Consider the following 22,347-nt stretch of genomic DNA (forward strand, 5'->3'; position numbering starts at 1 on the left):
CGATCCCAAAGGAGCGACGGATGACCAGCAGCAAGGCAAAGAAAACCAAACCCGCAGCCGCGCCGGAACGCCCTAGCCGCGAAGAAGCCGAAGCAGCCGTACGCGTGCTGCTGCGTTGGGCCGGCGACGATCCGCAGCGCGAGGGCCTCATCGATACACCGGCGCGCGTGGTGCGCTCCTATGAGGAGTTTTTCGCGGGCTATCTGACCGATCCGCGCGAGCTCCTCGTCCGCACTTTCTCCGAAGTGGACGGCTACGACGAAATGATCGTGCTGAAAGATATCCGCTTCGAAAGCTATTGCGAACATCACATGGTGCCGATCATCGGCCGCGCACACGTCGCCTATCTGCCGGGGCATCGGGTGGTCGGCATCTCGAAGCTGGCGCGTCTCGTCGATGCGTTCGCCAAGCGCCTGCAGATTCAGGAAAAGATGACGGTGCAGATCGCCGACACATTGAACGACGTGCTGCAACCGGAGGGCGTCGGCGTGATTCTGGAAGCCGCGCATCAATGCATGTCGACACGCGGCGTGCATAAGGCCGGCGTCACGATGGTCACCTCGCGCATGCTCGGCGCGTTCCGTACCGATCCGTCGACACGTCGTGAGTTTCTGGCGATCGTCGGCAATCCGGGGGTGATCTCGGTTGCCAATACGTAAGCAATGGTACCGGCAAACAACGACGCAACGCGCCCATCACCGGCGCACCTCGTCACCGCGATCGCCCTCGCGAATCTTGCCTTGCGAGACGCTGCTGCCCGGCGGCACGCTATGCGTGAGCCACACATTGCCGCCGATCACCGAGCCGCGCCCGATCGTCACACGGCCGAGAATCGTCGCGCCGGCGTAGATCACCACGTCGTCCTCAACAATCGGATGGCGCGCGTTGCCCTTGACCAGCATGCCGTCGAGATCGGCGGCAAAGCTCTTCGCGCCGAGCGTCACCGCCTGATACAAGCGCACACGTTCGCCGATGATCGCGGTCTCGCCGATCACGACGCCTGTGCCGTGGTCGATAAAAAAGCTCGGCCCGATGGTCGCGCCAGGGTGAATGTCGATGCCGGTCGCAGAATGCGCGATCTCGTTGATGAAGCGCGCCAGCAGCGGCACGCCGAGCCGATGCAGCGCGTGCGCGAGACGGTGATGCGTCATTGCCCACACGCCCGGATAACACAGCAGAATTTCGGTGATGTGCTGTGCCGCCGGATCGCCGGTGAAGGCGGCCTGAATATCGCTGACCAGCAACGCGCGAATCCCCGCCAGCTGCGTGCCGAATTCGCGCGCGACTTTGAACGCGCGTTCTTTCAATTCCGCCTCGGGCGTCTCGCCGAATTCGGGCAGAAAGCGCAGTGCCCGGCGAATCTGTTCCGCGAGCAATCGCAAGGTGCTTTCGAGCGTATGGCCGACGTAGTAATCGACGGTTTCGTCGGTCAGATCGGGGGCGCCGTAGTGCGTGGGAAACAGCGCCGCGCGCAGGCCGGCGACAATGTCGACCACTGCATCGCGCGACGGTAGCTCGCGAATGCCGAGCGGATGACGCGTGCGATGCAACTCTTCGCGCGACGCGCGCAGGTCCGCGACGATCTGTTCGAGACCCCAGTTCTGGGAAGGCACGTTAGGCATAAAAGGACAGCGCCGTGCCTGGGCACGGTTCAGAGTGATTATGCGGAGAGATTACCGCGTTTTTCCGCGGTTCGCGCGCCGCGCCGCGGGGCGGTCTGGCGCGCGGTACGCCGCCGCTCGATGCGATTCAGATGGTGACGCTGCTCGCATCGATCCAGCGCACCGCCCAGTCGCGTGCGTGCGCGATGGCGGCGGCTTCGTCGGGAAAGCGCAGATCGGTGGGGAAAAAACGGTTGGCGACCAGCTCGCCGTCGCTCGAACGGGAGATGACCACATAGGGTTGCCAACTGCCATCGCCCGCGCGCGCCGGCGCGCAATTCAGCAAGTAGCCGCGATGTGTGAATGCAGCATCGAAGTGCATGTGTCACCCGCCCTGACGGCCCCGTAAGGTGTTTTGAGTTGGGCGCAGCCGTTCGATGCCCGCCGTGTTGGAACAGCCAGGCAAATGTCGTCGATTTCACCGCGCGCCGCTCGCCGGAGTAAGATCATACTCTGTAGACAATACGCGTTCATTAAAAAAAACGAAAAGAATCCCGGACGCAATCGCCAGGTGAAAGACCCCTTCCGCGTAGCCGCCACTCAATCGCGGCGCAACCGGAACGCAAGCAGGCGTTATGCTTTACGGAACGGGTTTTGCTGTTACTTCAACCATGTCCTCTTCAACGGAGAAAGCATGATGAACAGCACCGATATCAGCAAGCAGGCAGACGCGGCCAAGCTGCCCGGCGCCGTTCGCCCGAGCACGGCGGAATTGCACAACGACCGCACACACGACAGCACCGTCGACACCGACGGCAAGAATCGCGAGGCGGCACGCATCGCGAACCACAGCCCGATTGCCGTCGACGAGATCATCGGCAGCAATGCGACCCTCTGCAACAGCATGCCCGAGTCGCCCGACGGCATGGCCGGCTTCGACAGCCGCGTCGGCGGCAATCATCTGCTGCTGGCGCTCGAACCGGGCTACATCGTGATCGACAAAGGCATGGTCGAGCCACAAACCGCCTATTCGCAGGATCATCAATTCGACGACCCGCGCCCGGTCGGCAGCCGAGGCGAATCCGGCCGCACTCATTACGCCGTTAATCATCTGCGGCCTACGCGCGTGATTGAATTACTTCGGGCGAGATAATTCATTCCCGCTTTGCGCATGGTTTACCCATACGTTTGAATCGAGCCGCCCGGGCTTATTAATCAAGGAAATCTTAAACGCACGCCGTTTGAAAGACGGTGTGCGCTTTGCGTCTGGATTAGAAACCCCAGGTTGCAGGACCTGTACTCGATAGAGGCTTTTTCCGCTCGCCTGACGCCGACACAATCGGCTGTACATTTACCCCAAACGGAGCAGCAGATGAAGAAGATCGTGGTGATAGGTGCAACCGGTACCGTCGGCCAGGCCGTGGCAGCAGCGCTGAAGGCGCGCCATGAAGTGATCGAAGTGGGCGCGACGCGCGGCCAGTATCGCGTGGACAGCACCGACCCGGCGAGCATCGAGCGGCTCTTTCGCGAGATCGGCAAAGTGGATGGCGTCGTCACAACCACCGGCAAGCTGCATTTCGGCCCGCTGCCGGACATGAGCATCGAACAGTTCTGGGTCGGGCTGCGCGACAAGCTGATGGGGCAGATCAACGTGGTGCTGACCGCCCAGCCATACATCAACGACGGCGGCTCGTTCACGCTGACGAGCGGGATCGTCGGCGACGAGCCGATTCGCGAAGGCGCGAATGCAACCACCGTCAATATGGCTTTGGAAGGTTTCGTGCGCGGCGCGGCGATCGAACTGCCGCGCGGCATCCGCATCAACGTGGTGAGCCCGACGGTGCTGACGGAATCGCTCGACGCTTTCGCGCCCTACTTCCGCGGCTTCGAACCCGTGACTGCCCAGCGCGCCGCGTTGGCCTATCTGCGCAGCGTCGAAGGCGCGCAGACAGGGCGCGTCTATCGCGTCGGCTATTGATGCGGTTTTGAACGGCGCCGGTCGCACGGCGTCGACGTGAGCCCCGGGTCAGCGCTTCTGTTCCTTCACGCGCGACACGATCTGCGTCGGGCTGACGAATTGCAGCGCGATCAGCACCCAGATCAGCGTGATCGCCATGTAGATCATCGCCATCGCGTCGATCGACTGCGGCGCGCGCACGCCGGTTGAAAATACAGCGTAGTACAACGCGACCACCAGCGTTTGCGTCGCGGGGCCGGCCGTAAAAAAAGTCAGCTCGAACATGCCGATGGTCCGCACCAGCACGAGCAGGCCGGCCGCCAGCATGCCCGGCACCAGCAAGGGCAGCAGCACGTAGCGGAAATAGCGGAAAGTGTTGGCGCCGAAAATGCGCGCCGCCGCTTCCAGATCCGGATCGATCTGTTCGATGAACGGCGTCATCACGAGGATCACGAACGGCAACGCAGGCACGAGATTCGCGAGGATCACGCCGCCGAGCGTGCCGGCGAGGCCGACCTTGTACATCACGGTCGCCAGGGGAATGCCATACGTGACGGGGGGCACCATCAGCGGCAACAGGAAGATCAGCATCGCGAAGCGTTTGCCGGGAAACTGCACGCGTGCAAGCGCATAGGCCGCGGGCACGCCGAGCAACACCGACAGCAGCACCACCGCGCCGACCACTTCCACGGTGACCCACAATACGCTCGCCAACTGAAAGTCGTTCCACGCCTGCGCATACCAATGCAGCGTGAAGCCTTGCGGCAACAAGGTGCCGAACCAGCGCGTCGCCACCGAGTTGACCGCGACCGTCGCGATCAGCAACACCACGTTGACGAGGAAGAACACCATCGCGCCCCACACCAGCACGCGCCACGCACGGCCCGGCAAACTGTCGCGCTGCTTGATGCGCTTGCTGGGTCGGTGGGCGCCGTGGTCGTGGCCGTGATCCTGGCCATTTGATGTGGACGCGGCCCACGAAGGATGCGGCGCATGGTGATCGGTGGCCATCAGCCTTTGCCTCCCGTCACCGGACCGCGGTAGAAAAAACGGCGCGCGCCGAGCATCGCGGCGACCACCAGCAATTGCACGAAGCCCATCACCATCGCGATCGCGGAGGCGAGCGAATAGTCGTAGCTTTCGAACGCGGCTTCGGCAGCGGCGATCGACATGACACGCGTCGGGCCGGCTGGCGCACCGAGCAGCACCGCCGATGGAAACACCGAAAACGCCTGCACGAAAGACAAGCACGCGGCCATCGTCAGACCGGGCACCAGCAGCGGCAGATAGATGCGGAGAAACTGCTGCCACGGACTCGCGCCGAGCGTGGCCGCGGCGCTTGCCAGCGTCGGATCGATACCCGTTATGTACGACAGCGTGAGCAGAAACGCGAACGGAAAGCCTGACACGATCAGCGAGATCAGCACCCCCCAGAAGTTATGCGTGAGACGCACTTCACTGGTGTAGAGATGCAGGCCTTGCAAGGCTTGCGGAAACCAGCCGTTCGGGCCGAAGTACGTGAGCATGCCGTCGGCGATCAGCACGGTGCCGAGCGTGACCGGAATCACCAGCAGCGTCGTGACGAATTTCCGATAGGGCGAATTGCGGCGCAGCGCGAACGCCACCGGAACCGACACGCCGACATTGACGAGCGTCGCGGGCACCGCAAGCTTCAAGGTGACGATGATGGTCGGCCACATCGAAGTATCGGTGAAGAACGCCAGATAGTTGGCCCACAGGCCGCCGCCGTTCGTCGGCCGGAACGACAGCGCCAGACCATATGCAAATGGATAGATGAACAACGCGGCGATAAAGATCAAAGCTGGCGCGACCAGCCACGCTTTGGTGTCGCGCGGCGCAAGCGGCGGCGGCAGCGTAGCCGTGTTCACGGCGCTTCTCCGTCATAGACGAGCGTGCGTGACGGCGGCACGCGCAGGCTGATTCGCTCGTCTTGCTCGAACTCGCCCGCGACGCGCGCCCACAACTCGCCGAATGCAGTCTTCACGCGCAACAGCGAATCGTGGCCGCCGTATTCGACCGTGCTCACCAGGGCGTCAAACGCGTTTTCCGCGCCCGGCTCCGCACATTCCATATCCTCGGGACGCAACGCGACGCTTACGCGCTTACTGTTGAAACCGGCCATCGGCATGCCGATCAGACGTACGCCGTTCGCACTGACCGCAACGCTGTCGCCTTGCATCCCCTCGAGCGTGAATTCGACCACATTGCGATAACCCATGAAGCGCGCGACATGCAGGTTCTGCGGCCGCGTATACACCTCTTTCGGCGTCGCGATCTGCTGCACCACACCCTCTTTCATCACGACGATGCGATCAGCCATCGACAGCGCCTCGTCCTGATCGTGCGTCACGTAGAGGGTCGCGCGTTCGAGCTGACTATGGATACGGCGAATTTCGGCGCGCATTTCGATGCGCAGCTTCGTATCGAGATTCGACAGCGGTTCGTCCATCAGGATCAGCGGCGGTTCGATCACAATCGCTCGCGCAATCGCCACACGCTGCTGCTGACCGCCGGAGAGTTGTCCGGGGAGCTTGCGCTCATGGCCGACCAGTTGCACCAGTTGCAGCGCCTCACGCGCACGCCGCGCGATTTCACTCTTGCCGACCCCGCGCATCTTCAAACCGAAGCCGACGTTATCGAGCACCGTCATATGCGGAAACAGCGCGTAGTTCTGGAACACCATGCCGAAGCCGCGCTTTTCCGGCGGCAGCACGTCGATACGTTTGTCGTCGAGCCAGATGCCGCCGCCGCTCAACGGCTGCAAACCGGCGATGCAATTGAGCGCCGTCGATTTGCCGCAGCCCGACGGTCCCAGCAACGCAATGAACTCGCCGCGCCGGATGTCCAGATCGAGCCCCTGCAACGCCGCGATCGGATGGCCTTCCGCATTCGTGAAACTGCGGCTCACCGAATCGAGCCGCAACTGCTCAAAGTGATGCTTCATGGCGGTTTCCTGATACGAATGACGCGCGCAATCACGACGCTCCTGACGGAGCACCTTGCGGGCTACTTTGTCTTCTGCGCGCCGACCTCGCTGTCCCACTTCCTGAATGCCGCGACCATCGCGGCCGCGTTCAGCGGCAATACATGCGGACGCTCGGCGAGCAGCTTCGCGTACTCGGGTCGCCCAAACTTCTTCAGCACATCCTGGCTATGGGCAGGCGCCTGTTCGACGCTCACGCCCTTGATCGCGGGACCTGGATAGAAATAGCCGTCGTCATAGGTCAACGCCTGCTGCGCCGGTTCGAGCATGAAATTCATCAGCTTGTAGAGCACGTCGAGCTTTTCCTTCGGCACGCCCTTCGGAATCACCATGTAGTGCGCGTCGTTCACCCACGTCATGTTGTCGAATGCCTGCACGCGAAATTCCGCCGGCACGATGCCGAGCGCGCGCGGGTTGATGTCCCATCCCGTCACCGTGACGGTCATATCGCGCGTGCCCTCGCCGAGCTCCTTCATCACCGCCGACGTGCCACCCGGATAGTAAGGAATGCATTCGTTCAGTTGCTTGAGGAAGGCCCACGTCTTGTCCCAACCGTGAATCGGGTCCTGCGGGTCTTTGTCGCCGAGCACATAGGGTAAGCCCATCAGGAACGTGCGGCCCGGACCCGAGTTCGCCGGGCGTGCGTAGATCAGCTTGTCCGGATGCGCCTTGCACCATTGCAGCAATTGCTCGGGCGTCCTGGGCGGATCGCTGACTTTGGCGGGGTTGTACTCGATCAGCGGACCGGCCGGCATATACGCGACTTCGAGGCCGAAGCCTTGCGCGAGATCCTGCATCCTGCGCGGCCCGGGCGCGTATTTGTCGAGCACGCCCGGGAATGCCGCGGCATTGTCGGGCAGCAGCTTCATCCAGAGATTCTGTTCGATGCCGGCGGCCAGTGCGTCGGTGCCGGTCAGCACGAGGTCGATGTCGGAGCGGCCCGCGGCCTGCATCGCCTTGATCTTGCCGGGCAACTGCGGCGCCGGCGCATTCGTGAACGTGAGGTTGGCGATAAGGTTCGGATACTTCGCCTTGAACGCCTCGAAGCCCTTTTGAGTGAGCTGAAGATCCCCGGCGACGTCGACGATGTTGAGCGTCACCGGATCGGCCGCGGGCGCCGCCGATGCGAAGGCGGCGCTTGCCGCGAAACATACGGACACCAGCCTGAGCGCCAATCTGCCAGAAACAGTCATTGCGTCTCCTCGCTTCTTCGTATGGAAGTCCGCCGGTCGAATGCGGTGCTGGCGGTGTCGTTCTATCACCGCAACATAGCGAAGCCCAACTGCCGATGTCAAGCAAATTATGGCGATACGGTTTTGACTACAAAACCGGCCACTTATGGCTAAAGCCTTTATTTTTCAATGATTTTTTCTGGGCAAATCAAGGGCAAACCCGAGGCCGGATAGCAACTTGAATCATCACTTGTTAGGCAACTTGAAACTCAACCCGACATTCACCCGCCCGGAATTCCCTGCGTGTTCACGTATAGCGAATACAACCCGTGGCTTGCCGCCATGAACAGCCGGTTCCGATGCCGTCCGCCGAAACAGACGTTCGCGCAGCGCTCCGGCAAGGCAATGTGGCCGATCGGCTCGCCTTGCGGCGTGAAGACGCGCACGCCGTCGAGTTCATCGTTGCCCATGCCCCAGCCGCACCACAGATTGCCGTGGATATCGACGCGAAAGCCGTCCGGCGTGCCCGGCCCGGCGTCGATCAGCACGCGGTTGTTCGACAGCGTGCCGCCATGACCATCGACATCGAACGCGCGGATCTTGCGTGGCTCGCCGCGCGATTCGACCACGTACAGCACCGACTCGTCCGGCGAGAACGCCAGACCGTTCGGCCCCAACACGTCATCGGCGACCACCGTCACCTCGCCGGTTTGTCCATCGATGCGATAGACGCACGCGGGCAGTTCCGACTCCTGCTGCTCGCCCTCGTAGAAGCTGTCGATACCGAAGGTTGGATCGCTGAACCAGATCGACCCGTCCGATTTCACGATCACGTCATTCGGCGAATTGAAGCGCTTGCCGCGATAACGGTCGGCGAGCACGGTCGTCGAGCCGTCGTATTCGGTACGTGTCACGCGGCGCGTCAGGTGCTCGCACGTGACGAGGCGCCCCGCGCGATCGCGCGTGTTGCCGTTCGCATTGTTCGACGACTGACGAAACGTCGTGACCGCGCCGCTCGGCTCATCCCAGCGCAGGATGCGGTCATTGGGAATGTCGCTCCACAGCAGATAGCGGCCGTCGCCGAACCAGACCGGCCCTTCCGACCAGCGCGCGCCCTGATGCAGACATTCGACCGACGCCGACGCGAGGGTCAGCGCCTTGAAGCGCGGATCGAAGCTGCGGATGGCGGGATCGGGGTAGCGTCGGCTGTTGTCGCTCATGGTTGTGCTTTGGCTGATTGAAGTTGAAGGTTGTTGGTGGAGACGGACCGAAGGAGACGGGCCGAAGCCAGCTTCGTTGCGCGCGGCGAGTTCGTCATCAATGTGACACGTCAATGCGTCATCAATAAGCCGCGGACGATTGCGCGAACTGACGCTCCGACGCGAGCAATGCCTGCGCCGCGCGGCCGATCTTCGCATGATGTTCACTCGGCGTCGAACTGAGCAGCGGCAGGATCCCTCATATCGGCGATCTTCGAGAACGTGACCGCAATGACGCCTCAAACGGGAGCGGGATTCGACGTTCAAGGTAGCATCAGGCTCAAGTAGTTGTCAAACAACTTTAAAACCGCATGCAGCGTGCGGCGGAATTAAGCATTATTTTCTCGCCAATAGCGGATTAAGGTCGTTTTTTCCGAACTCCCGTAAGCGCAATGACTGCTCGCATAATTTAAAATATATATGTGGCCACTCGAAAGCGGTGCGGAAGCAGCGCTGCAGAAAATTACCCGTTTTATTGCTGTGCCTATAGCAATAAAACCGAAAAAAATCCGATATAAAGAGTAATTCGTACGTCGCTTCGCGCAAGCCGTATCACCGCCGTTTCTTTTCGAATCCAGCCAGGATTTGCGAATTAATTTTTGGTGATAGATTGTGGCGATAAAACAGCCGGACGGAAGGCCGCACGGCAATTAACCGCAACGTGTCGTTTGCGATCTGAGAGAACTCAATTGGCGCTACATTTTATCGAGCAGATGGCTCCGTTACTGAACGCCGCGGACGAAGCGGAATGGTTCGGTGCCATCGCGGGGCTTGCCGACACATGGGGCTTCGACCGCCTGTTGATCGCCATGCTGCCGCGCCCGACCATTCGCCTCGAAGACGCCTACGTGCGCAGCACCTACGCGCCGACATGGCGCCGCACGTATGACAAGCAGGGTCTCGTGCACATCGACCCCACTGTCACGCATTGCTTGACGCGCGCGACACCGCTGATCTGGTCGCCGGACATTTTCACGACCGCCCCGCAGCAATCGCTGTACGAGGAAGCCCGCTCGTACGGCTTGCGCGCAGGGGTGTCGTTGCCGATCCACGGGCCAAACCAGGAGGCCGGCATGATGTGCTTCGTCAACGACAGCAATCCGTCCGACGCATTCTGGCGCCACGTCGACGTCGCACTGCCGAATCTCGTGTTACTGCGCGATCTGGTGATCGACACCAGCCAGCGCCACCTGAATACGCATGCCCAGACTTTATTGCCCAAGCTCACGCCGCGCGAACGGGAATGTCTGAAATGGACCGCGCGCGGCAAATCCACTTGGGAAATCTCTCATATCCTGAACTGTTCGGAAGCCGTGGTGAACTTCCACATGAAGAACATCAGAACGAAGTTCGGCGTGAATTCGCGGCGCGCGGCGGCCGTCATCGCCGCGCAGCTCGGACTTATTGACCCGGGTTGAACAAGGCAGCGGCGTCGCGGCTGTACAGCACTCGCTCGGCCCTGCCTAGATCGGCGTCGGAAACGGTCTTGGTGAAGTAAAGGCCCAGCAGGATCGCCACCGGTGCCGGGATCTCAGCGCCCGACTCAAACCGGCTGCCGCGCGATTGCGTCACGCCGAAGCGCGCCCAGAAGCGGCGCTGGCTTTCTTTTTTCTTCTTGCGGTAGGCGATGATCAGAACGCGATCCACTCCCGACGATGGTTCAGCCATGCGAGCTTGGATGCCGGTTTGCGGTTGCCAGTGATTTTCCAGAAGTTCCATGTCGTGTCTCGTCGGTTTGGTTACTGATGCTTATCTCGATTTTGCTTTACCCGATAAGCATGCGCACCTATCCAGGTAGGTAGGTGGCAGAACGATTCAAAATGCATAAGTTTTCTTGCGTATTGGGTACCCCAACACGTTCAGGAGAACGTCATGCAAACAGCAATCCGGATTGGAATGCGGCAGGAATTTGACAACGCGGACATCAACGAGATGTACCGCCTGCGGGCTCGGGTTTTTCACGGGCGGCTCGGGTGGGACATCCCGACTATCGCGGGAATGGAAATCGACGGCTACGACGCGCTCGGGCCGCACTACATGCTGATTCAGGGCGACGACCATCATGTGCGCGGCTGTTGGCGCCTGATGCCCACAGAGGGACCGAACATGCTGAAGGACACTTTCCCGCAACTGCTGCACGGCGCGGCCGCGCCAGTCGGGCGGCACATCTGGGAGTTGAGCCGGTTCGCGATCGAAACCAGCGGTGAGGAACAGTCGTTCGGTTTCGCCGACCTCACGATGCAGGCGATTCGCGAGGTCATCATGTTCGCCATCCGGACGGGCATCACGCGCTATGTCACGGTCACCACTACGCCGATCGAACGGTTGCTGCGCAAGACCGGCATGGAGATCAGCCGGCTCGGCTCGCCGTTGCAGATCGGCGTGGAACGCGCGGTGGCGCTGGATATCGCGATCAGCCCGAAAACCCGCACTGCCCTGTTCGGGCCGATGGCCGCGGCGGCGTAGCCACACGCAGCCGGGTCGAAAGCGGACCGCGGAGACGGCGGGCCGGTTTCGGCTCGTGGAGAACTTCAGGAACCGAACATCCGGTCGAGCGCGTTTTCCAGGTGCGCACGCATCGCCTGGCCGGCAGCCGGAGCGTCCTTGCGACGAATCGCCTCGAGCACCGCCAGATGCTCTGCCTGCACGAGCCGCTGTCGCTCGACAGTCTTCACGAGCGACAGATTGCGCGACAGATTCATGCTGAACACGATCTGTTCTTCGATGAACGACATGACTGTGATAAAAAACGGATTCTTCGATGCGCGCGCCACCGCCAGGTGGAACATGAAATCGTCTTTTGCACCGATACCCTGGGTTTCGATCACGCGTTCCAGTTCGTCCCACGCGCGCTGGATCGAGGCAAGGTCGTCGGCATCGGCCTTGAGCGCGGCCTGTTCGGCGGCGCCCGCTTCGGTCACGATACGAAATTCATAGCAGCGGCGGATGTCGGACAGCGTTTCGAGCGGTGCGAAGCGACGCACGTCCGGATCGGGCCGCCGCGCGACCGTGGTGCCGGAACCGTGCCGGGTCATGATGATGCCGTCCGCCCGCAACCGCGCCAGCGCCTCGCGTATGGTCGGCCGCGAAGTTTCGAAGCGCTCGGCCAGCGCATGCTCGGTAGGCAGCCGGTCGCCCTCCTTGTACTCGCCTTCGAGAATGCGATTCAGGATGTCGCCGTAAATCTTGTCGGGCAGGCCTGTCGTTTTGCGCTCGTTCATCAGCGATGCTGAGCCAGCTTGTCTGAGTAGGCTTTGATTGTAAGGCAAACCGGAGCCTATCCATGAGTTCATGGAGGTGCGCCAAGCCGATGCGCAGGCCGGAAACGCTTACTGCACGCCGCTTGTCGCGCAATCCATCCAGGCAACACAATTTGACAAGTGTTTGATTTACATCCTGACCCGAGTGCGTCTTTTTCAGCGATCATTTAACCTCGCATCGGTAATAAATCGTCAATGGACGCGGTCATGCGGATTGGCCGCGACCCCCGAATCCTTTCAGACACGGAGTTGATATGTACACACGTATCCTCGTAGCGGTCGACGGCAGCAACACCTCACGCCGCGCGTTCGAGGCGGCATTGGCGCTCGCCAAATCCACAGGCGCTGTTCTGCGACCGTTCTATGTCGTCGAAAATACGCCCATGTATTTCGAAGCACCCGGCTACGATCCTTCGATTCTTCGCAACCGCCTGGTCGAGGAAGGCAAGGAACTCGGCACGGAATTCGCGCAGGCCATGCGCGACCAGGGTGTCAAAGGGGAACTTGAAGTGGGCGAAGCATCGTCGCTCGACGACGTCTCGTCGGTGGTGCTGAAGGCCGCCGCCGCTTTCAACGCCGATCTGCTGGTCATGGGCACACACGGCCGGCGCGGGTTCCAGCGCCTGATCCTCGGCAGCGTCGCCGAACGCTGCGTGCGCCAAGCCAGCTTGCCTGTGCTATTGATCCCCTCCGCTGCGGGCAAAAGCAGCGAAGCCGGCGCTCATCCCGATGCATAGCAGTACATAACCACAAGCGGAAACTACAAGCGGAAACTACAAGCGGAAACTACAAGCGGAAACTACAAGCGGAAACTACAAGCGGAAACTACAAGCGGAAACTACAAGCGGAAACTGCAAGCGGAAACTGCAAGCGGAAACTGCAAGCGGAAACTACAAGCGGAAACTACAAGCGGAAGCGCGAGCGTGACGTCGCTCAAGCAGCCTCGCTGCGCGAACGCGTCATTTTGCCGCTAAACGTGGGCCGTACGCGGTGGGACAATCAGTCATTACCTCGACAAATGGCTGCAGAACATGCTTACTCCTACCGCTGTTACCGCCAGTTCCGCTGTTACTTCATCCGCGCGTAGCGGCCGCCGTGCTTCGCCGCTGCGGGCTAGCGGGAGAAGCGCCGCGCGTTGTTCGAGTTGTTCGATGCGGCAGCTCTGCATGCCGCAAGGCTTGTCGTCCGACGAACTGCCGAAACTCGAAGCGTTGATCTGCACTGCACGCTCCGTGCAGCGCGGCGAAGCGCTGTACCGCAGCGGCGACCGGTTCGACAACCTTTACGCAGTGCGTTCCGGTTCGATGAAAACCGTCATGGCGCACCGTGACGGCCGGGAACACGTTACCGGCCTGCGCCTCGCCGGCGAAGCGCTCGGCCTCGACGGCATCAGTGAAGACGTGCACGCATGCAGCGCCCTGGCGCTCGAGGACAGCACCGTTTGCATCGTCCCCTACACCGCGCTCAAAACGTTGTGCCGCGAAATCAGCTCGATGCAGGAACGTCTGCACAAACTGATGGGCGAACAGATCGTCCGCGAGGCCGCGCAAATGATGGCGCTCGGCTCGTTGTCGGCAGACGAACGCGTCGCGGCATTCCTGCTCGACGTGTCGGAGCGCAACGCGCAACGCGGCTATTCGTCTGCGGAATTCAACCTGCGCATGACGCGCGAAGATATGGGCAGCTACCTCGGTATGACGCTCGAAACCGTCAGCCGCACCCTGTCAAGATTTCAAAAGCGCGGCCTGATCGATACGCAAGGCAAGCACATCCGCATCGTCGATCTCGAAGGCGTTCGGCAGGTTTAAGCCAGACGCGCTGGACCTGGCCCGCGCCGCCACATCCCCGCCCATCTCCTTTTAGCGCGCATTCGCCTTGGCATGGCTCCTGCGAGCGGGTACAGTCTTGAGTCCGTCCCCCGCAAGGAGACCCGGCGAAATGAATCGCGACCCCGCCCCGCATCACCCGCTCGTTCAGCGTCTGATCGACGCGCGTCACGTCACTGACGCACTGTTCTCCATCGTCAAACCCGAATTTCTGTATGAACGGCCGATCCGCGAGCGCCACCGGATCGTGTTTTACATCGGCCATCTGGAAGCTTTCGACCGTAATCTGCTGGATCAGCGTCTGTGCGACCTGCCCGCCTTCGATCCGCACCTCGACCAGCTCTTTGCGTTCGGCATCGATCCCGTCGACGGCGGGTTCCCCGCCGACCAGCCTGGCGATTGGCCGTCGCTCGAAGTCGTACGCGGCTATGGGTTGCGTGCTCGCGAGCAGATCGACCGGGAGCTCGCCGCATTGGGCGATTCGGCTCGCCTCGGCCACGATGGCGCGCAGGCCGGCGCGGCCGAGCAGTTGCTGAATGTCGCGATCGAGCATCGGCTGATGCATGCCGAAACGCTCGCGTACATGCTGCATCAGTTGCCGCTTGCACAAAAGGTCACGGGCCCACGCAATGTGATGCCAACGCGCGTCGGACGCGGCGCGATTGCCGAGTCGATGGTCAGCGTGCCGGCCGGATCGACGGTGCTCGGCATGGCGCGCGAAAGTGGCCGCTTCGGCTGGGACAACGAGTTCGGCGAGTTGCTCGTCGATGTGCCCGCCTTCGAAATCGACCGCCATATGGTGACGAACGGCGCGTTTTGCCAGTTCATCGAGGCGGGCGGCTATCGGGAGCCGAAGTGGTGGTCGGAAAAAGATTGGGCATGGAAGGAAGCCGAACGGATCGAACATCCCGCCTGCTGGTCGCAGCGCGAAGGAAACCGCGAGGACGGCGCGTGGATGTTGCGCACGATGTTCGACGAAGTGCCCCTGCCGCTCGATTGGCCCGTGTACGTCAGTCACGCCGAAGCCAGCGCCTACGCGCGCTGGGCCGGCAAGACGCTTCCCACCGAAGCGCAATGGCAACGCGCGGCCCACGGCGCGCCGCATGCCGCGTCGGGAAATTTCGATTTCCGCAGTTGGGACCCGCAGCCGGTCGACGCGCATCCGGATAACGTCAGCGCGTTCGGCGTCGAAAGTCAGTTCGGCAATGGCTGGGAATGGACCTCGACGGTATTCGACGCACTCCCAGGCTTCGAGGCGTTTCCGTTTTATCCCGGCTATTCCGCCAACTTCTTCGACGGACAACATTACGTGCTCAAAGGCGGTTCGGCGCGCACCGCGCAATGCATGTTGCGGCCGGCTTTCCGAAACTGGTTTCAACCGCACTATCAGTATGTCTATGCGGGGTTCAGGTGTGTGCGGGAGTTGACAAATAAAGCATAAGCGGATTTTTCTTTGCAACTTATGCTTTATTTGTCTGGGCGCGCCTAGTTCGAGCTCAGGGGGCAACGCGACCCACAGCTGATAGCCGCGCATCAGCCCATCGCCTCTGGCACAGCCATCGTGCCACACGCCCCTGCCCGCATTCATCCACTCGACGCCGCCGGACGGCATGATCCCTGATGCGCCTGTCGTGTCTTCATATTCAACTTCACCTTCCAGCAGCACGGTCGTCGTGGCGAGGCCGGAATGGGGATGCATGGAAAACCGCATTTCGGCTTCCACCGAGCTATCGAAATAGTCGAGAAAGACGAAAGGTTTCAGCATCTCTCCAAGTTCGGACGGGCTGACCAGCCGCTTTACAGGACCGTGTTGCTGGCCTGCCGTCCGCGTGACTATCGCTTTCCCGCCACGCAGCAGACCAGAGGTATGGGCAGTAGTTTGCATATCGGGCAATGCTCCATCTTCTGCAAAACTTTGCGATGGGACGCGCGATGGGATCGTTTCGAAAGACATGGTGTTGGCTCCCACTGGTACTCCAACAACAGAGAAACATCACGACGAGACGATCGCATACCGGATCAGGCAAGCGATCGCCTCGACGAGTCCGTCTTCTTAGCTCGCGTTCAGAGGTGAAACACGCGAAGCTATCCGACCGGAGCGCGCGTCCAGGCTGAACGCGCCGGCACCGAACCAGGTGATTTGCAGGAGGCCACCGGCCATCATCACATTCTTGAGGAAGTGAATCATCTGGTTTTGATCTGCGAAGTTGTGGTGAAAGAACATCGCGGTGACCACGCAGAACACCGCCATCGCCAGCGAAACGACGCGAGCCCTGTAGCCCGACAGCAGCAGCAGGCCGCCGCCTAACTCGGTCAGCACGGCAACAACGAACGCGAGTGGTGGCACGGGCAGGCCCATGGCTGCAATATAGCCAACTGTCGCACCATACGCTGCGAGCTTGCCCAGCCCGCTCATGACAAACGGCGCACCGATCAAAATGCGGCCCAACAGCGGAATAAATTTGAAACGTTCCATTACGATCTCCAGAAATGAATTTGCATAGGTGGATTACGAAAAAGGGAATTAGCCGGCGTCCACCATCACCAGCTCAGAATCTTCAAGAGCAGAAATCTGCGCCGCAGCGACTTTCGTGATCGCCACGCCGTCTAGCGGTCCAACGGGCTCGCCATTCATTTCGATGCGTCCCGAGGCCACGACGAGATAGGCACGACGCGCTGGACCCAACTCGTGTCGAACGCTCTCGCCTGCCTTTAGCATCGCGCCAAGCACACGCGCATCGGCGCGGACAGGAAGCGCACCTTCATCGCCGGCGAACCCGCTGGCAAGGACTACGAAGCGCCCAGACCGGTCGCCTTTTGGAAACGGCTTGGTATCCCACGCGGGTTCGCCACCGGCTTCACGAGGCAGCAACCAGATCTGATAAACCTTGAGCGGCACCTCGCCCCGGTTGAACTCGGCGTGACGTATGCCCGTGCCGGCGCTCATGACCTGGACATCGCCTGCGTGGATCGCTCCCTCGGATCCCAAGGTGTCTTGATGCCCGAGCAGGCCTTGCCGCACATAGGTGATGATCTCCATGTCGCGGTGCCCGTGCATGGGGAAACCGCTGCCAACGGCGATCTCGTCGTCGTTCCAGACAATCAGGGGACCCAGGGCCGCGTGCGCGGGATTGCCGTCGGCGCTGACCACGAAATGGTGTTTCGCGCGCAGCCAACCGAGTTCCGCCCTGTCCAATGATTCCCAACGCCTGTGTGTGAGCATGTCCGCCTCCGTTTCTCGCCATCGCAAATGCGACGACGCTTGTCACCTGTGCCACCCACCGAATTCGGCGCTGGTGCAGGTGATGGGACGAATGCTATATTTGCAACGAACCAGCGCATAGATGCTAGATTGGAACGCATCATTGCCTAAAATAGAATGATCAGAAGGAGTTGAAGTCTGCCCATGAACGCAATCACTGAGCTCAATGATCTTCGGCTCTTCGCAGAGGTGGTCGAGCATGGAAGCTACACGGCGGCCGCGCGCAGCCTCGGCCTACAGACATCGAAACTCAGCCGGCGCATTCGCGCCCTGGAAGAAGAACTTGGCGTCCGCCTGCTCAATCGCACCAGCCGGAGTCTGTCGTTGACGGAAACCGGGCGGCAGTTCCACCAGCATTGCCTTGCGCTGGTGGCGGAAGCAAAGGCCGCCAAAGATATCGTGGACCGCACGCGCTCCAAGCCGCAGGGCACCGTCCGCATCAGCTGCCCCGTGGCCTTACTGGAATCCGGTATCTCCACGATCATCGCGCGATATGTTCAGGACAACCCTGATGTCCAGGTCCTGCTGGATGCAACCAACCGCCGCGTGGATGTCGTCGAGGAAGGCCTGGACTTTGCCATCCGGGTCAGGCTTCCGCCGTTGGAAAACACCGATCTCGCCGTCCGCCAACTGGGCTTGTCGATCCACATTCTGGTTGCCAGTCCCGAATTGGCGGCGCGCCATCCGGCGCCCAGCTCGATCGAATCCGTGAAGGAATGGCCCACCCTTTCCATGGCCAGCAGCAGCGGGCGATTTGTCTGGAATCTGGTCGACGTTGAGGGGCGCTCGACAGCATGGGTACACCAGCCCCGCTTGGCGACCGACGACCTGGCCAGCCTTCGGGTCGCGGCGATATCTGGCGTCGGCGTGGCAATGCTGCCTAGGGAGCTGGTTGAGGCCGATATTCAGGCCGGCCGCCTGCAGCACCTGCTGCCAGGTCTGGCTAGCACGCCGGCCCTTGTCCATGCGCTCTTCCCCACGCGCCGAGGCATGGTTCCGGCCGTCCGTCACTTGCTCGATGCACTCGTTGCAGGATGCGAAGGTCTGAACCGGCAGCGCTAGAGCGGCCGCCCGCGACGAGCACTCCCTACGCTGTGGTTTCAGCGTGCAGTATGCGAGCCGGCGCCTGCCAGCAGCTTTTCAGTGAGAAACATGCCGATGGCATCCAGCGCCTGTGTCGACGCCTTCAACCTTCCGACACTGCCGGCGAATCCATGCGGCATCCCCATCCAGACATCAAGCTGGGCATCGGTTCCGGCTGCGATGGCACGCTCGACATAGCTGCGCGAATCATCGAGCAATACTTCGTCATCTCCGACGTGAATGCGAACAGGGGGCAACCCGGAAAGTCGCGCGTGGAGCGGCGAAGCCAGAGGAGGTTTCGGATCGGCACTCCCCAAATAGGAACGCACCAGTTCCACCACCTGCGGGAGGGTGAAATACGGATCGGCATCCGCGCGCGTCACATACGTCTCGCCCGAGAGCGTCAAATCGGTAACCGGCGACAGTGCGGCCACGCCAACAAGAGCCGCCTTGGCGGAGACCGCGTCGCCGGAGACGCACGCGGCGAGTACCAGTGCGAGATTGCCTCCGGCAGAGTCTCCCGTGATCGCAATCCGGCGAATTCCCGTTTCCTCAAGCCCGCGGTAACACGCCAGCACATCGTTGACGGCTGCCGGAAAAGGATGCTCGGGAGCAAGCCGATAGTCCGGGATAAATGCACTCGCTCCCGCCCTCGCGGCGATATGGCCGACCAGGTGGCGAAATGCTTTGGCAGTTCCCAGGTTGAACCATCCGGCGTGCAGATGGAGGATCGCCTCGTCAGATCGAGAATGCCCAGGATGAACCCAGAGCCCCCGGATACCGCCAACCGTCGCATTCGCGCCAGGCCTGCAATTCGGGAGGCGTCCAAATAATCCTTTTGAACGTCTTATCTTGCGAGATTGCCGCCGTCCACGAACAGCGGCGCAACGTCGATGTAGATACGGTAGTCGTCGATTTGCCTATCGCGTACCCGCCAAATCGTCACGGCCGGCACAGTCAGTGTCGAACCGTCCTTGCGCGTGTAGGTCACTTCGATCCGCGAGACAATGACGTCGTCGAATGCCCAGACATCAAGCAATTGGTGCTTGATGCCGGCAATCAATGCCATGAACTTCTTCGAATACTCGACAACATTCGCGCGTCCGATGACAGGGTCGTTATTGGCGTAGACAAACGTGCAGTTTTCCGTCAAGAAACGCGCTAACCGTTGCTCGTCCCTCGAATCAATCGCCTCGTACACCTCTGATACATAATCGAACGCTGCTGTGGGCGCCTCAGTGAACATGTCGAGTCTCCTCCTCAAATGGTGAATGAGTACGTCAATGAGTCAGCGATCCGACTCCGTCGGGCGCCGTTCTGAAGATGTGTGGCGGTGCAAGCTGCTTGACTAGCAAAGCGATACACGAAAGGACTCCGGCAACAGCGATCGTCGCGAAGACACCGACAAACGTAAAATGCCAGCGTACGAGTTCGGCTACGAGAAACGAGCCTGCGATGCCGCCAAAGCGGGCCATGCCGAGCATCCACGCGACACCGGTGCCACGCCCCTCAGTCGGATAAAAGGCAGCCGCAAGAGCATTCATTGAGGCTTGTGCGGTGTTCATCAGCACGCCGGACACAAGTACGATTGGCACGAGTAGGCTAACGCTTCCTGCCGTCTCTCCAATACAAACGAGGCTGATCGCAGCGAGCGCGTAGCACGCGGCAATCACGAGATTTGCATTGAAGCGATCCATCAGCGCGCCGCACAGCACCGCGCCGACACCACCCAGCGGGAACAGTGCAGAGATCAGCGTCGCGCTCTTCAGGCTCAGGCCTGCATCCTTCAGCAGAATTGGCATCCAGTTGATTAACGCGTAGATAATCAGGAGGCCCATGAAGGCCGCGAACCATAGCATCAATGAACCGACGATGTATGAACGCGACAGCACAAGGCCGAGCCCGTTGTCGCCCGTTCCCGGCGCGCTCTCGGTCAGTGCGAAGCCGCGCGCATTGATTGCTTCATCGGAGATGCGCACCAGAATTGCGCGAATGCGCGCTACGGGTTTGCCATTTGCAACCATGAAGCGTACAGATTCCGGCATCTTGAGCAATAGCAGGACACTGTGAAGTATCGGTGCGACCCCGCCCAGCATCAGAACACTCCGCCAGCCAGCATGGGGAATCAACCATGCCGCAAGCAATCCGCCCAAAGCAGCGCCGAGTGGGAATCCGCAGCACATCAGGCTGGTCACAGTTGCGCGGCGTCGGGTCGGGCAGAACTCGTCCATCATTGTCACCGCGCCAGGCATCGCTGCGCCGAGGCCGATGCCCGTCATGAAGCGCAGCACGGTCAGTTGACCAATACTCGTCGAGAACGCGGACACGACACAGGCAATACCGAAGAGGAACACGGACCCGACCATCAGGGACCGTCGTCCAACACGGTCTGATAAAGGGCCGGACACGAGCGCACCGAACGCGAGGCCGAACAGCGCGGCACCCAGGACGGGTGCGAGGTCGGGCTTGGCGAGATGCCATTCATGAAGTAACGACGGCGCGATGAAACCGATTGCCGCAGTGTCGAACCCATCCAGCATGACAATCACGAAGCACATGAAAAAAATAAGTCGTTGAAAGCGGTCGAACGGGTGCTCGTCGATGAATCTCTGGACGTCGACGACCGAAGCACGTTTCATCGTTTGTCTCCTGTGTCGATCAGAGTTAGCGCTTTAGCGCTTATTCCAGCCCCATAGCGCTTACTCCGGTCCCATGCAAGATGGTTGCCGCCAATTATGAAGGGGGCGCACTGGCCGCGTATATCACGCCGGTTGACGACCAACGCGCCGATCAACGGACGCGTACCCGTCGACCTGTCTGATCAGACTGTTCAATCGCGGATAGAACCTTGTGAAGTCCGAGCGCATCATCAAAACTGGGAGCCGTGTGGGTTCCGAGGCGCAGATCGTCAGCCATTAGCCGGTATATTCCTGCCACGTTTCGGGCAGCTACGGCATCCCTAAGACCGAAGCAATACGATTGCGGTATCTCAAGCTCGATGTAGCCGTCCTGGCCTTTACGCCCCCCTTCCACGCGCAGCGGCGAGATGTTCACCACAGGAACCTGTTCGATCGCTGCGGTGATGCGCAGATCCCCTTCGGTTCCATTTATCTCCCATAGAAACCTGGTTCCGCGCGGCAAACCACCGCGAAGCTGCAAAGACAGAGGCGCGCCAGACTGAAGCACCGCGTTAATCATCACATGATCGGGCGTCTTCATCGGGATGCTCTCTCCCGTTTCGACGATGCTCACGGTTTGCCGACGCCGCGACAATACGGCATCAATCTCGCGGATGGGCCCCAGTACACTTTGCACCGCCGCGATGGCATGTCCACCGATGACCGAAAGCAGGGTCGCGCCGTTTTTGGAGTCCATGGCATAAGCGTCACCGCGCGGGATGCGTTCGCCCCAGCTGACCCCGGCACTGATATAGGTCGACGACAACACGTCTCCGACGTACCCATCGGCAACGAGCGCGCGAATGAATTGCACTTCAGGTGACGCAATCGCTTGAGTTCCAATAACGGCTAGCACCTTCGCTTCATTCGCGAGACGCGCGAGTTCAGTGGCTTCGGCAAGTCCATTTCCAAGCGGCCATTCACAGTAGACCCTCTTTCCAGCCTCAAGCGCCGCCGCGACTACTTCCCTATGGTATGGGACCTTTACCGTTACAACCACGACATCAATGTCTGGAGACGCGACGAGTTCCGCCACGTTCTCGAAGGCGCGTGGAATGTCAAAGGCGGCGGCGGCGGCCTGCGCACTCGCCAGACTGGTGTTTGCCACACCGGCGATTTCAAACACATCCGACAAGGCGCGCAGTGCTGGAATATGAGCAGTAGTGGCCCAACCACGCTCGGCGCTCAGACCGATAATGCCCACACGAAAACGTTTTTCCATTGCTTCCTCAAAACCGTTAAGTA

Annotated in this window: 24 protein-coding genes and 1 pseudogene; 9 read left to right on the forward strand and 16 right to left on the reverse strand. The window is 60.9% G+C overall.

Annotated features, from left to right (window positions below; genetic code table 11):
* Positions 1-20 precede the first annotated feature (20 nt).
* A complete protein-coding gene (gene folE / locus AC07WT_RS34130; RefSeq protein ID WP_492594390.1) occupies positions 21-659 on the forward strand; it encodes a GTP cyclohydrolase I FolE in 639 nt (212 codons plus the stop codon).
* 36 nt (positions 660-695) lie between these two features.
* On the opposite strand, the gene epsC is transcribed toward folE, so the two are convergent.
* Entirely contained in the window at positions 696-1,622 is a 927-nt protein-coding gene (gene epsC, locus AC07WT_RS34135; RefSeq protein ID WP_494950352.1) for a serine O-acetyltransferase EpsC, read from the reverse strand.
* Positions 1,623-1,749: 127 nt separating this feature from the next.
* A complete protein-coding gene (locus AC07WT_RS34140; RefSeq protein ID WP_013342515.1) occupies positions 1,750-1,983 on the reverse strand; it encodes a hypothetical protein in 234 nt (77 codons plus the stop codon).
* Between the two features lie 315 nt (positions 1,984-2,298).
* On the opposite strand from AC07WT_RS34140, the gene AC07WT_RS34145 reads away from it, so the two are divergent.
* Both AC07WT_RS34145 and AC07WT_RS34150 read left to right on the forward strand, forming a co-directional pair.
* Positions 2,299-2,754, forward strand: a complete 456-nt coding sequence (locus AC07WT_RS34145) for a DUF3005 domain-containing protein (protein WP_492594424.1) — start codon at positions 2,299-2,301, stop codon at positions 2,752-2,754.
* Between the two features lie 219 nt (positions 2,755-2,973).
* Positions 2,974-3,579 (forward strand): short chain dehydrogenase, encoded by a 606-nt coding sequence (locus tag AC07WT_RS34150; protein WP_494950353.1) that lies wholly within the window; start codon positions 2,974-2,976, stop codon positions 3,577-3,579.
* Positions 3,580-3,627: 48 nt separating this feature from the next.
* Here the strand turns inward: AC07WT_RS34150 and AC07WT_RS34155 are convergent, their stop codons facing one another.
* The 5 genes from AC07WT_RS34155 to AC07WT_RS34175 all read right to left on the reverse strand — a co-directional run bounded on the left by AC07WT_RS34155 (position 3,628) and on the right by AC07WT_RS34175 (position 8,954).
* Positions 3,628-4,569 carry an ABC transporter permease gene (locus tag AC07WT_RS34155; RefSeq protein ID WP_494950354.1) on the reverse strand — a complete coding sequence of 314 codons (942 nt, stop codon included), beginning with the start codon at positions 4,567-4,569 and terminating at the stop codon, positions 3,628-3,630.
* On the reverse strand, positions 4,569-5,447 hold the full coding sequence (locus tag AC07WT_RS34160; RefSeq protein WP_492594386.1) for an ABC transporter permease: 879 nt from the start codon (positions 5,445-5,447) through the stop codon (positions 4,569-4,571). The genes AC07WT_RS34155 and AC07WT_RS34160 overlap by 1 nt, the downstream gene beginning before the upstream one ends.
* On the reverse strand, positions 5,444-6,523 hold the full coding sequence (locus AC07WT_RS34165; RefSeq protein WP_494950355.1) for an ABC transporter ATP-binding protein: 1,080 nt from the start codon (positions 6,521-6,523) through the stop codon (positions 5,444-5,446). The genes AC07WT_RS34160 and AC07WT_RS34165 overlap by 4 nt, the downstream gene beginning before the upstream one ends.
* 62 nt (positions 6,524-6,585) lie before the next feature.
* On the reverse strand, positions 6,586-7,755 hold the full coding sequence (locus AC07WT_RS34170; RefSeq protein WP_494950356.1) for an extracellular solute-binding protein: 1,170 nt from the start codon (positions 7,753-7,755) through the stop codon (positions 6,586-6,588).
* 260 nt (positions 7,756-8,015) lie between these two features.
* The gene (locus tag AC07WT_RS34175; protein ID WP_494950357.1) at positions 8,016-8,954 is read right to left on the reverse strand and encodes an SMP-30/gluconolactonase/LRE family protein; all 939 of its coding nucleotides are present in this window, start codon (positions 8,952-8,954) and stop codon (positions 8,016-8,018) included.
* 752 nt (positions 8,955-9,706) lie between these two features.
* Here AC07WT_RS34175 and AC07WT_RS34180 point away from each other — a divergent pair.
* Positions 9,707-10,411 (forward strand): helix-turn-helix transcriptional regulator, encoded by a 705-nt coding sequence (locus AC07WT_RS34180; protein ID WP_494950358.1) that lies wholly within the window; start codon positions 9,707-9,709, stop codon positions 10,409-10,411.
* Here the strand turns inward: AC07WT_RS34180 and AC07WT_RS34185 are convergent.
* Positions 10,395-10,712, reverse strand: a complete 318-nt coding sequence (locus AC07WT_RS34185) for a helix-turn-helix domain-containing protein (RefSeq protein WP_494950359.1) — start codon at positions 10,710-10,712, stop codon at positions 10,395-10,397. The genes AC07WT_RS34180 and AC07WT_RS34185 overlap by 17 nt on opposite strands.
* Before the next feature lie 153 nt (positions 10,713-10,865).
* Here AC07WT_RS34185 and AC07WT_RS34190 point away from each other — a divergent pair, with 153 nt between their 5' ends.
* The gene (locus AC07WT_RS34190; RefSeq protein WP_494950360.1) at positions 10,866-11,459 is read left to right on the forward strand and encodes an acyl-homoserine-lactone synthase; all 594 of its coding nucleotides are present in this window, start codon (positions 10,866-10,868) and stop codon (positions 11,457-11,459) included.
* A gap of 65 nt (positions 11,460-11,524) precedes the next feature.
* Here AC07WT_RS34190 and AC07WT_RS34195 read toward each other — a convergent pair whose 3' ends face one another.
* Entirely contained in the window at positions 11,525-12,214 is a 690-nt protein-coding gene (locus tag AC07WT_RS34195; protein ID WP_494950361.1) for a FadR/GntR family transcriptional regulator, read from the reverse strand.
* 293 nt (positions 12,215-12,507) lie between these two features.
* Between AC07WT_RS34195 and AC07WT_RS34200 the strand changes: the two genes are divergently transcribed.
* From AC07WT_RS34200 to AC07WT_RS34210, 3 genes are all read left to right on the forward strand, one after another.
* Positions 12,508-12,990 carry a universal stress protein gene (locus tag AC07WT_RS34200; RefSeq protein WP_494950362.1) on the forward strand — a complete coding sequence of 161 codons (483 nt, stop codon included), beginning with the start codon at positions 12,508-12,510 and terminating at the stop codon, positions 12,988-12,990.
* A 414-nt stretch (positions 12,991-13,404) separates the two neighbouring features.
* The gene (locus AC07WT_RS34205) at positions 13,405-14,061 is read left to right on the forward strand and encodes a helix-turn-helix domain-containing protein (protein ID WP_494950363.1); all 657 of its coding nucleotides are present in this window, start codon (positions 13,405-13,407) and stop codon (positions 14,059-14,061) included.
* Positions 14,062-14,191: 130 nt separating this feature from the next.
* Positions 14,192-15,520, forward strand: a complete 1,329-nt coding sequence (locus AC07WT_RS34210; protein WP_494950364.1) for an SUMF1/EgtB/PvdO family nonheme iron enzyme — start codon at positions 14,192-14,194, stop codon at positions 15,518-15,520.
* Between the two features lie 81 nt (positions 15,521-15,601).
* Here AC07WT_RS34210 and AC07WT_RS34215 read toward each other — a convergent pair.
* The 3 genes and pseudogenes from AC07WT_RS34215 to AC07WT_RS34225 form a co-directional block, all read right to left on the reverse strand.
* Positions 15,602-16,033, reverse strand: a pseudogene (locus AC07WT_RS34215) (pirin family protein); the annotation flags it as partial.
* 99 nt (positions 16,034-16,132) lie between these two features.
* Complete coding sequence (locus tag AC07WT_RS34220) at positions 16,133-16,555, reverse strand: DoxX family protein (RefSeq protein WP_494950365.1); 423 nt, start codon at positions 16,553-16,555, stop codon at positions 16,133-16,135.
* Between the two features lie 48 nt (positions 16,556-16,603).
* The gene (locus tag AC07WT_RS34225) at positions 16,604-17,302 is read right to left on the reverse strand and encodes a pirin family protein (protein WP_494950366.1); all 699 of its coding nucleotides are present in this window, start codon (positions 17,300-17,302) and stop codon (positions 16,604-16,606) included.
* A 183-nt stretch (positions 17,303-17,485) separates the two neighbouring features.
* On the opposite strand from AC07WT_RS34225, the gene AC07WT_RS34230 reads away from it, so the two are divergent.
* The gene (locus tag AC07WT_RS34230) at positions 17,486-18,403 is read left to right on the forward strand and encodes a LysR substrate-binding domain-containing protein (RefSeq protein ID WP_494950367.1); all 918 of its coding nucleotides are present in this window, start codon (positions 17,486-17,488) and stop codon (positions 18,401-18,403) included.
* A 38-nt stretch (positions 18,404-18,441) separates the two neighbouring features.
* On the opposite strand, the gene AC07WT_RS34235 is transcribed toward AC07WT_RS34230, so the two are convergent.
* From AC07WT_RS34235 to AC07WT_RS34250, 4 genes are all read right to left on the reverse strand, one after another.
* The gene (locus AC07WT_RS34235) at positions 18,442-19,275 is read right to left on the reverse strand and encodes an alpha/beta hydrolase (protein WP_494951113.1); all 834 of its coding nucleotides are present in this window, start codon (positions 19,273-19,275) and stop codon (positions 18,442-18,444) included.
* Entirely contained in the window at positions 19,272-19,670 is a 399-nt protein-coding gene (locus AC07WT_RS34240) for a nuclear transport factor 2 family protein (protein WP_494950368.1), read from the reverse strand. The genes AC07WT_RS34235 and AC07WT_RS34240 overlap by 4 nt, the downstream gene beginning before the upstream one ends.
* Before the next feature lie 34 nt (positions 19,671-19,704).
* Positions 19,705-21,063, reverse strand: a complete 1,359-nt coding sequence (locus tag AC07WT_RS34245; protein ID WP_494950369.1) for an MFS transporter — start codon at positions 21,061-21,063, stop codon at positions 19,705-19,707.
* A gap of 151 nt (positions 21,064-21,214) precedes the next feature.
* On the reverse strand, positions 21,215-22,324 hold the full coding sequence (locus tag AC07WT_RS34250) for a Gfo/Idh/MocA family protein (RefSeq protein WP_494950370.1): 1,110 nt from the start codon (positions 22,322-22,324) through the stop codon (positions 21,215-21,217).
* Positions 22,325-22,347: the final 23 nt, after the last annotated feature.

It is taken from the genome of Paraburkholderia sp. GW821-FHT02A12 (assembly GCF_059422005.1).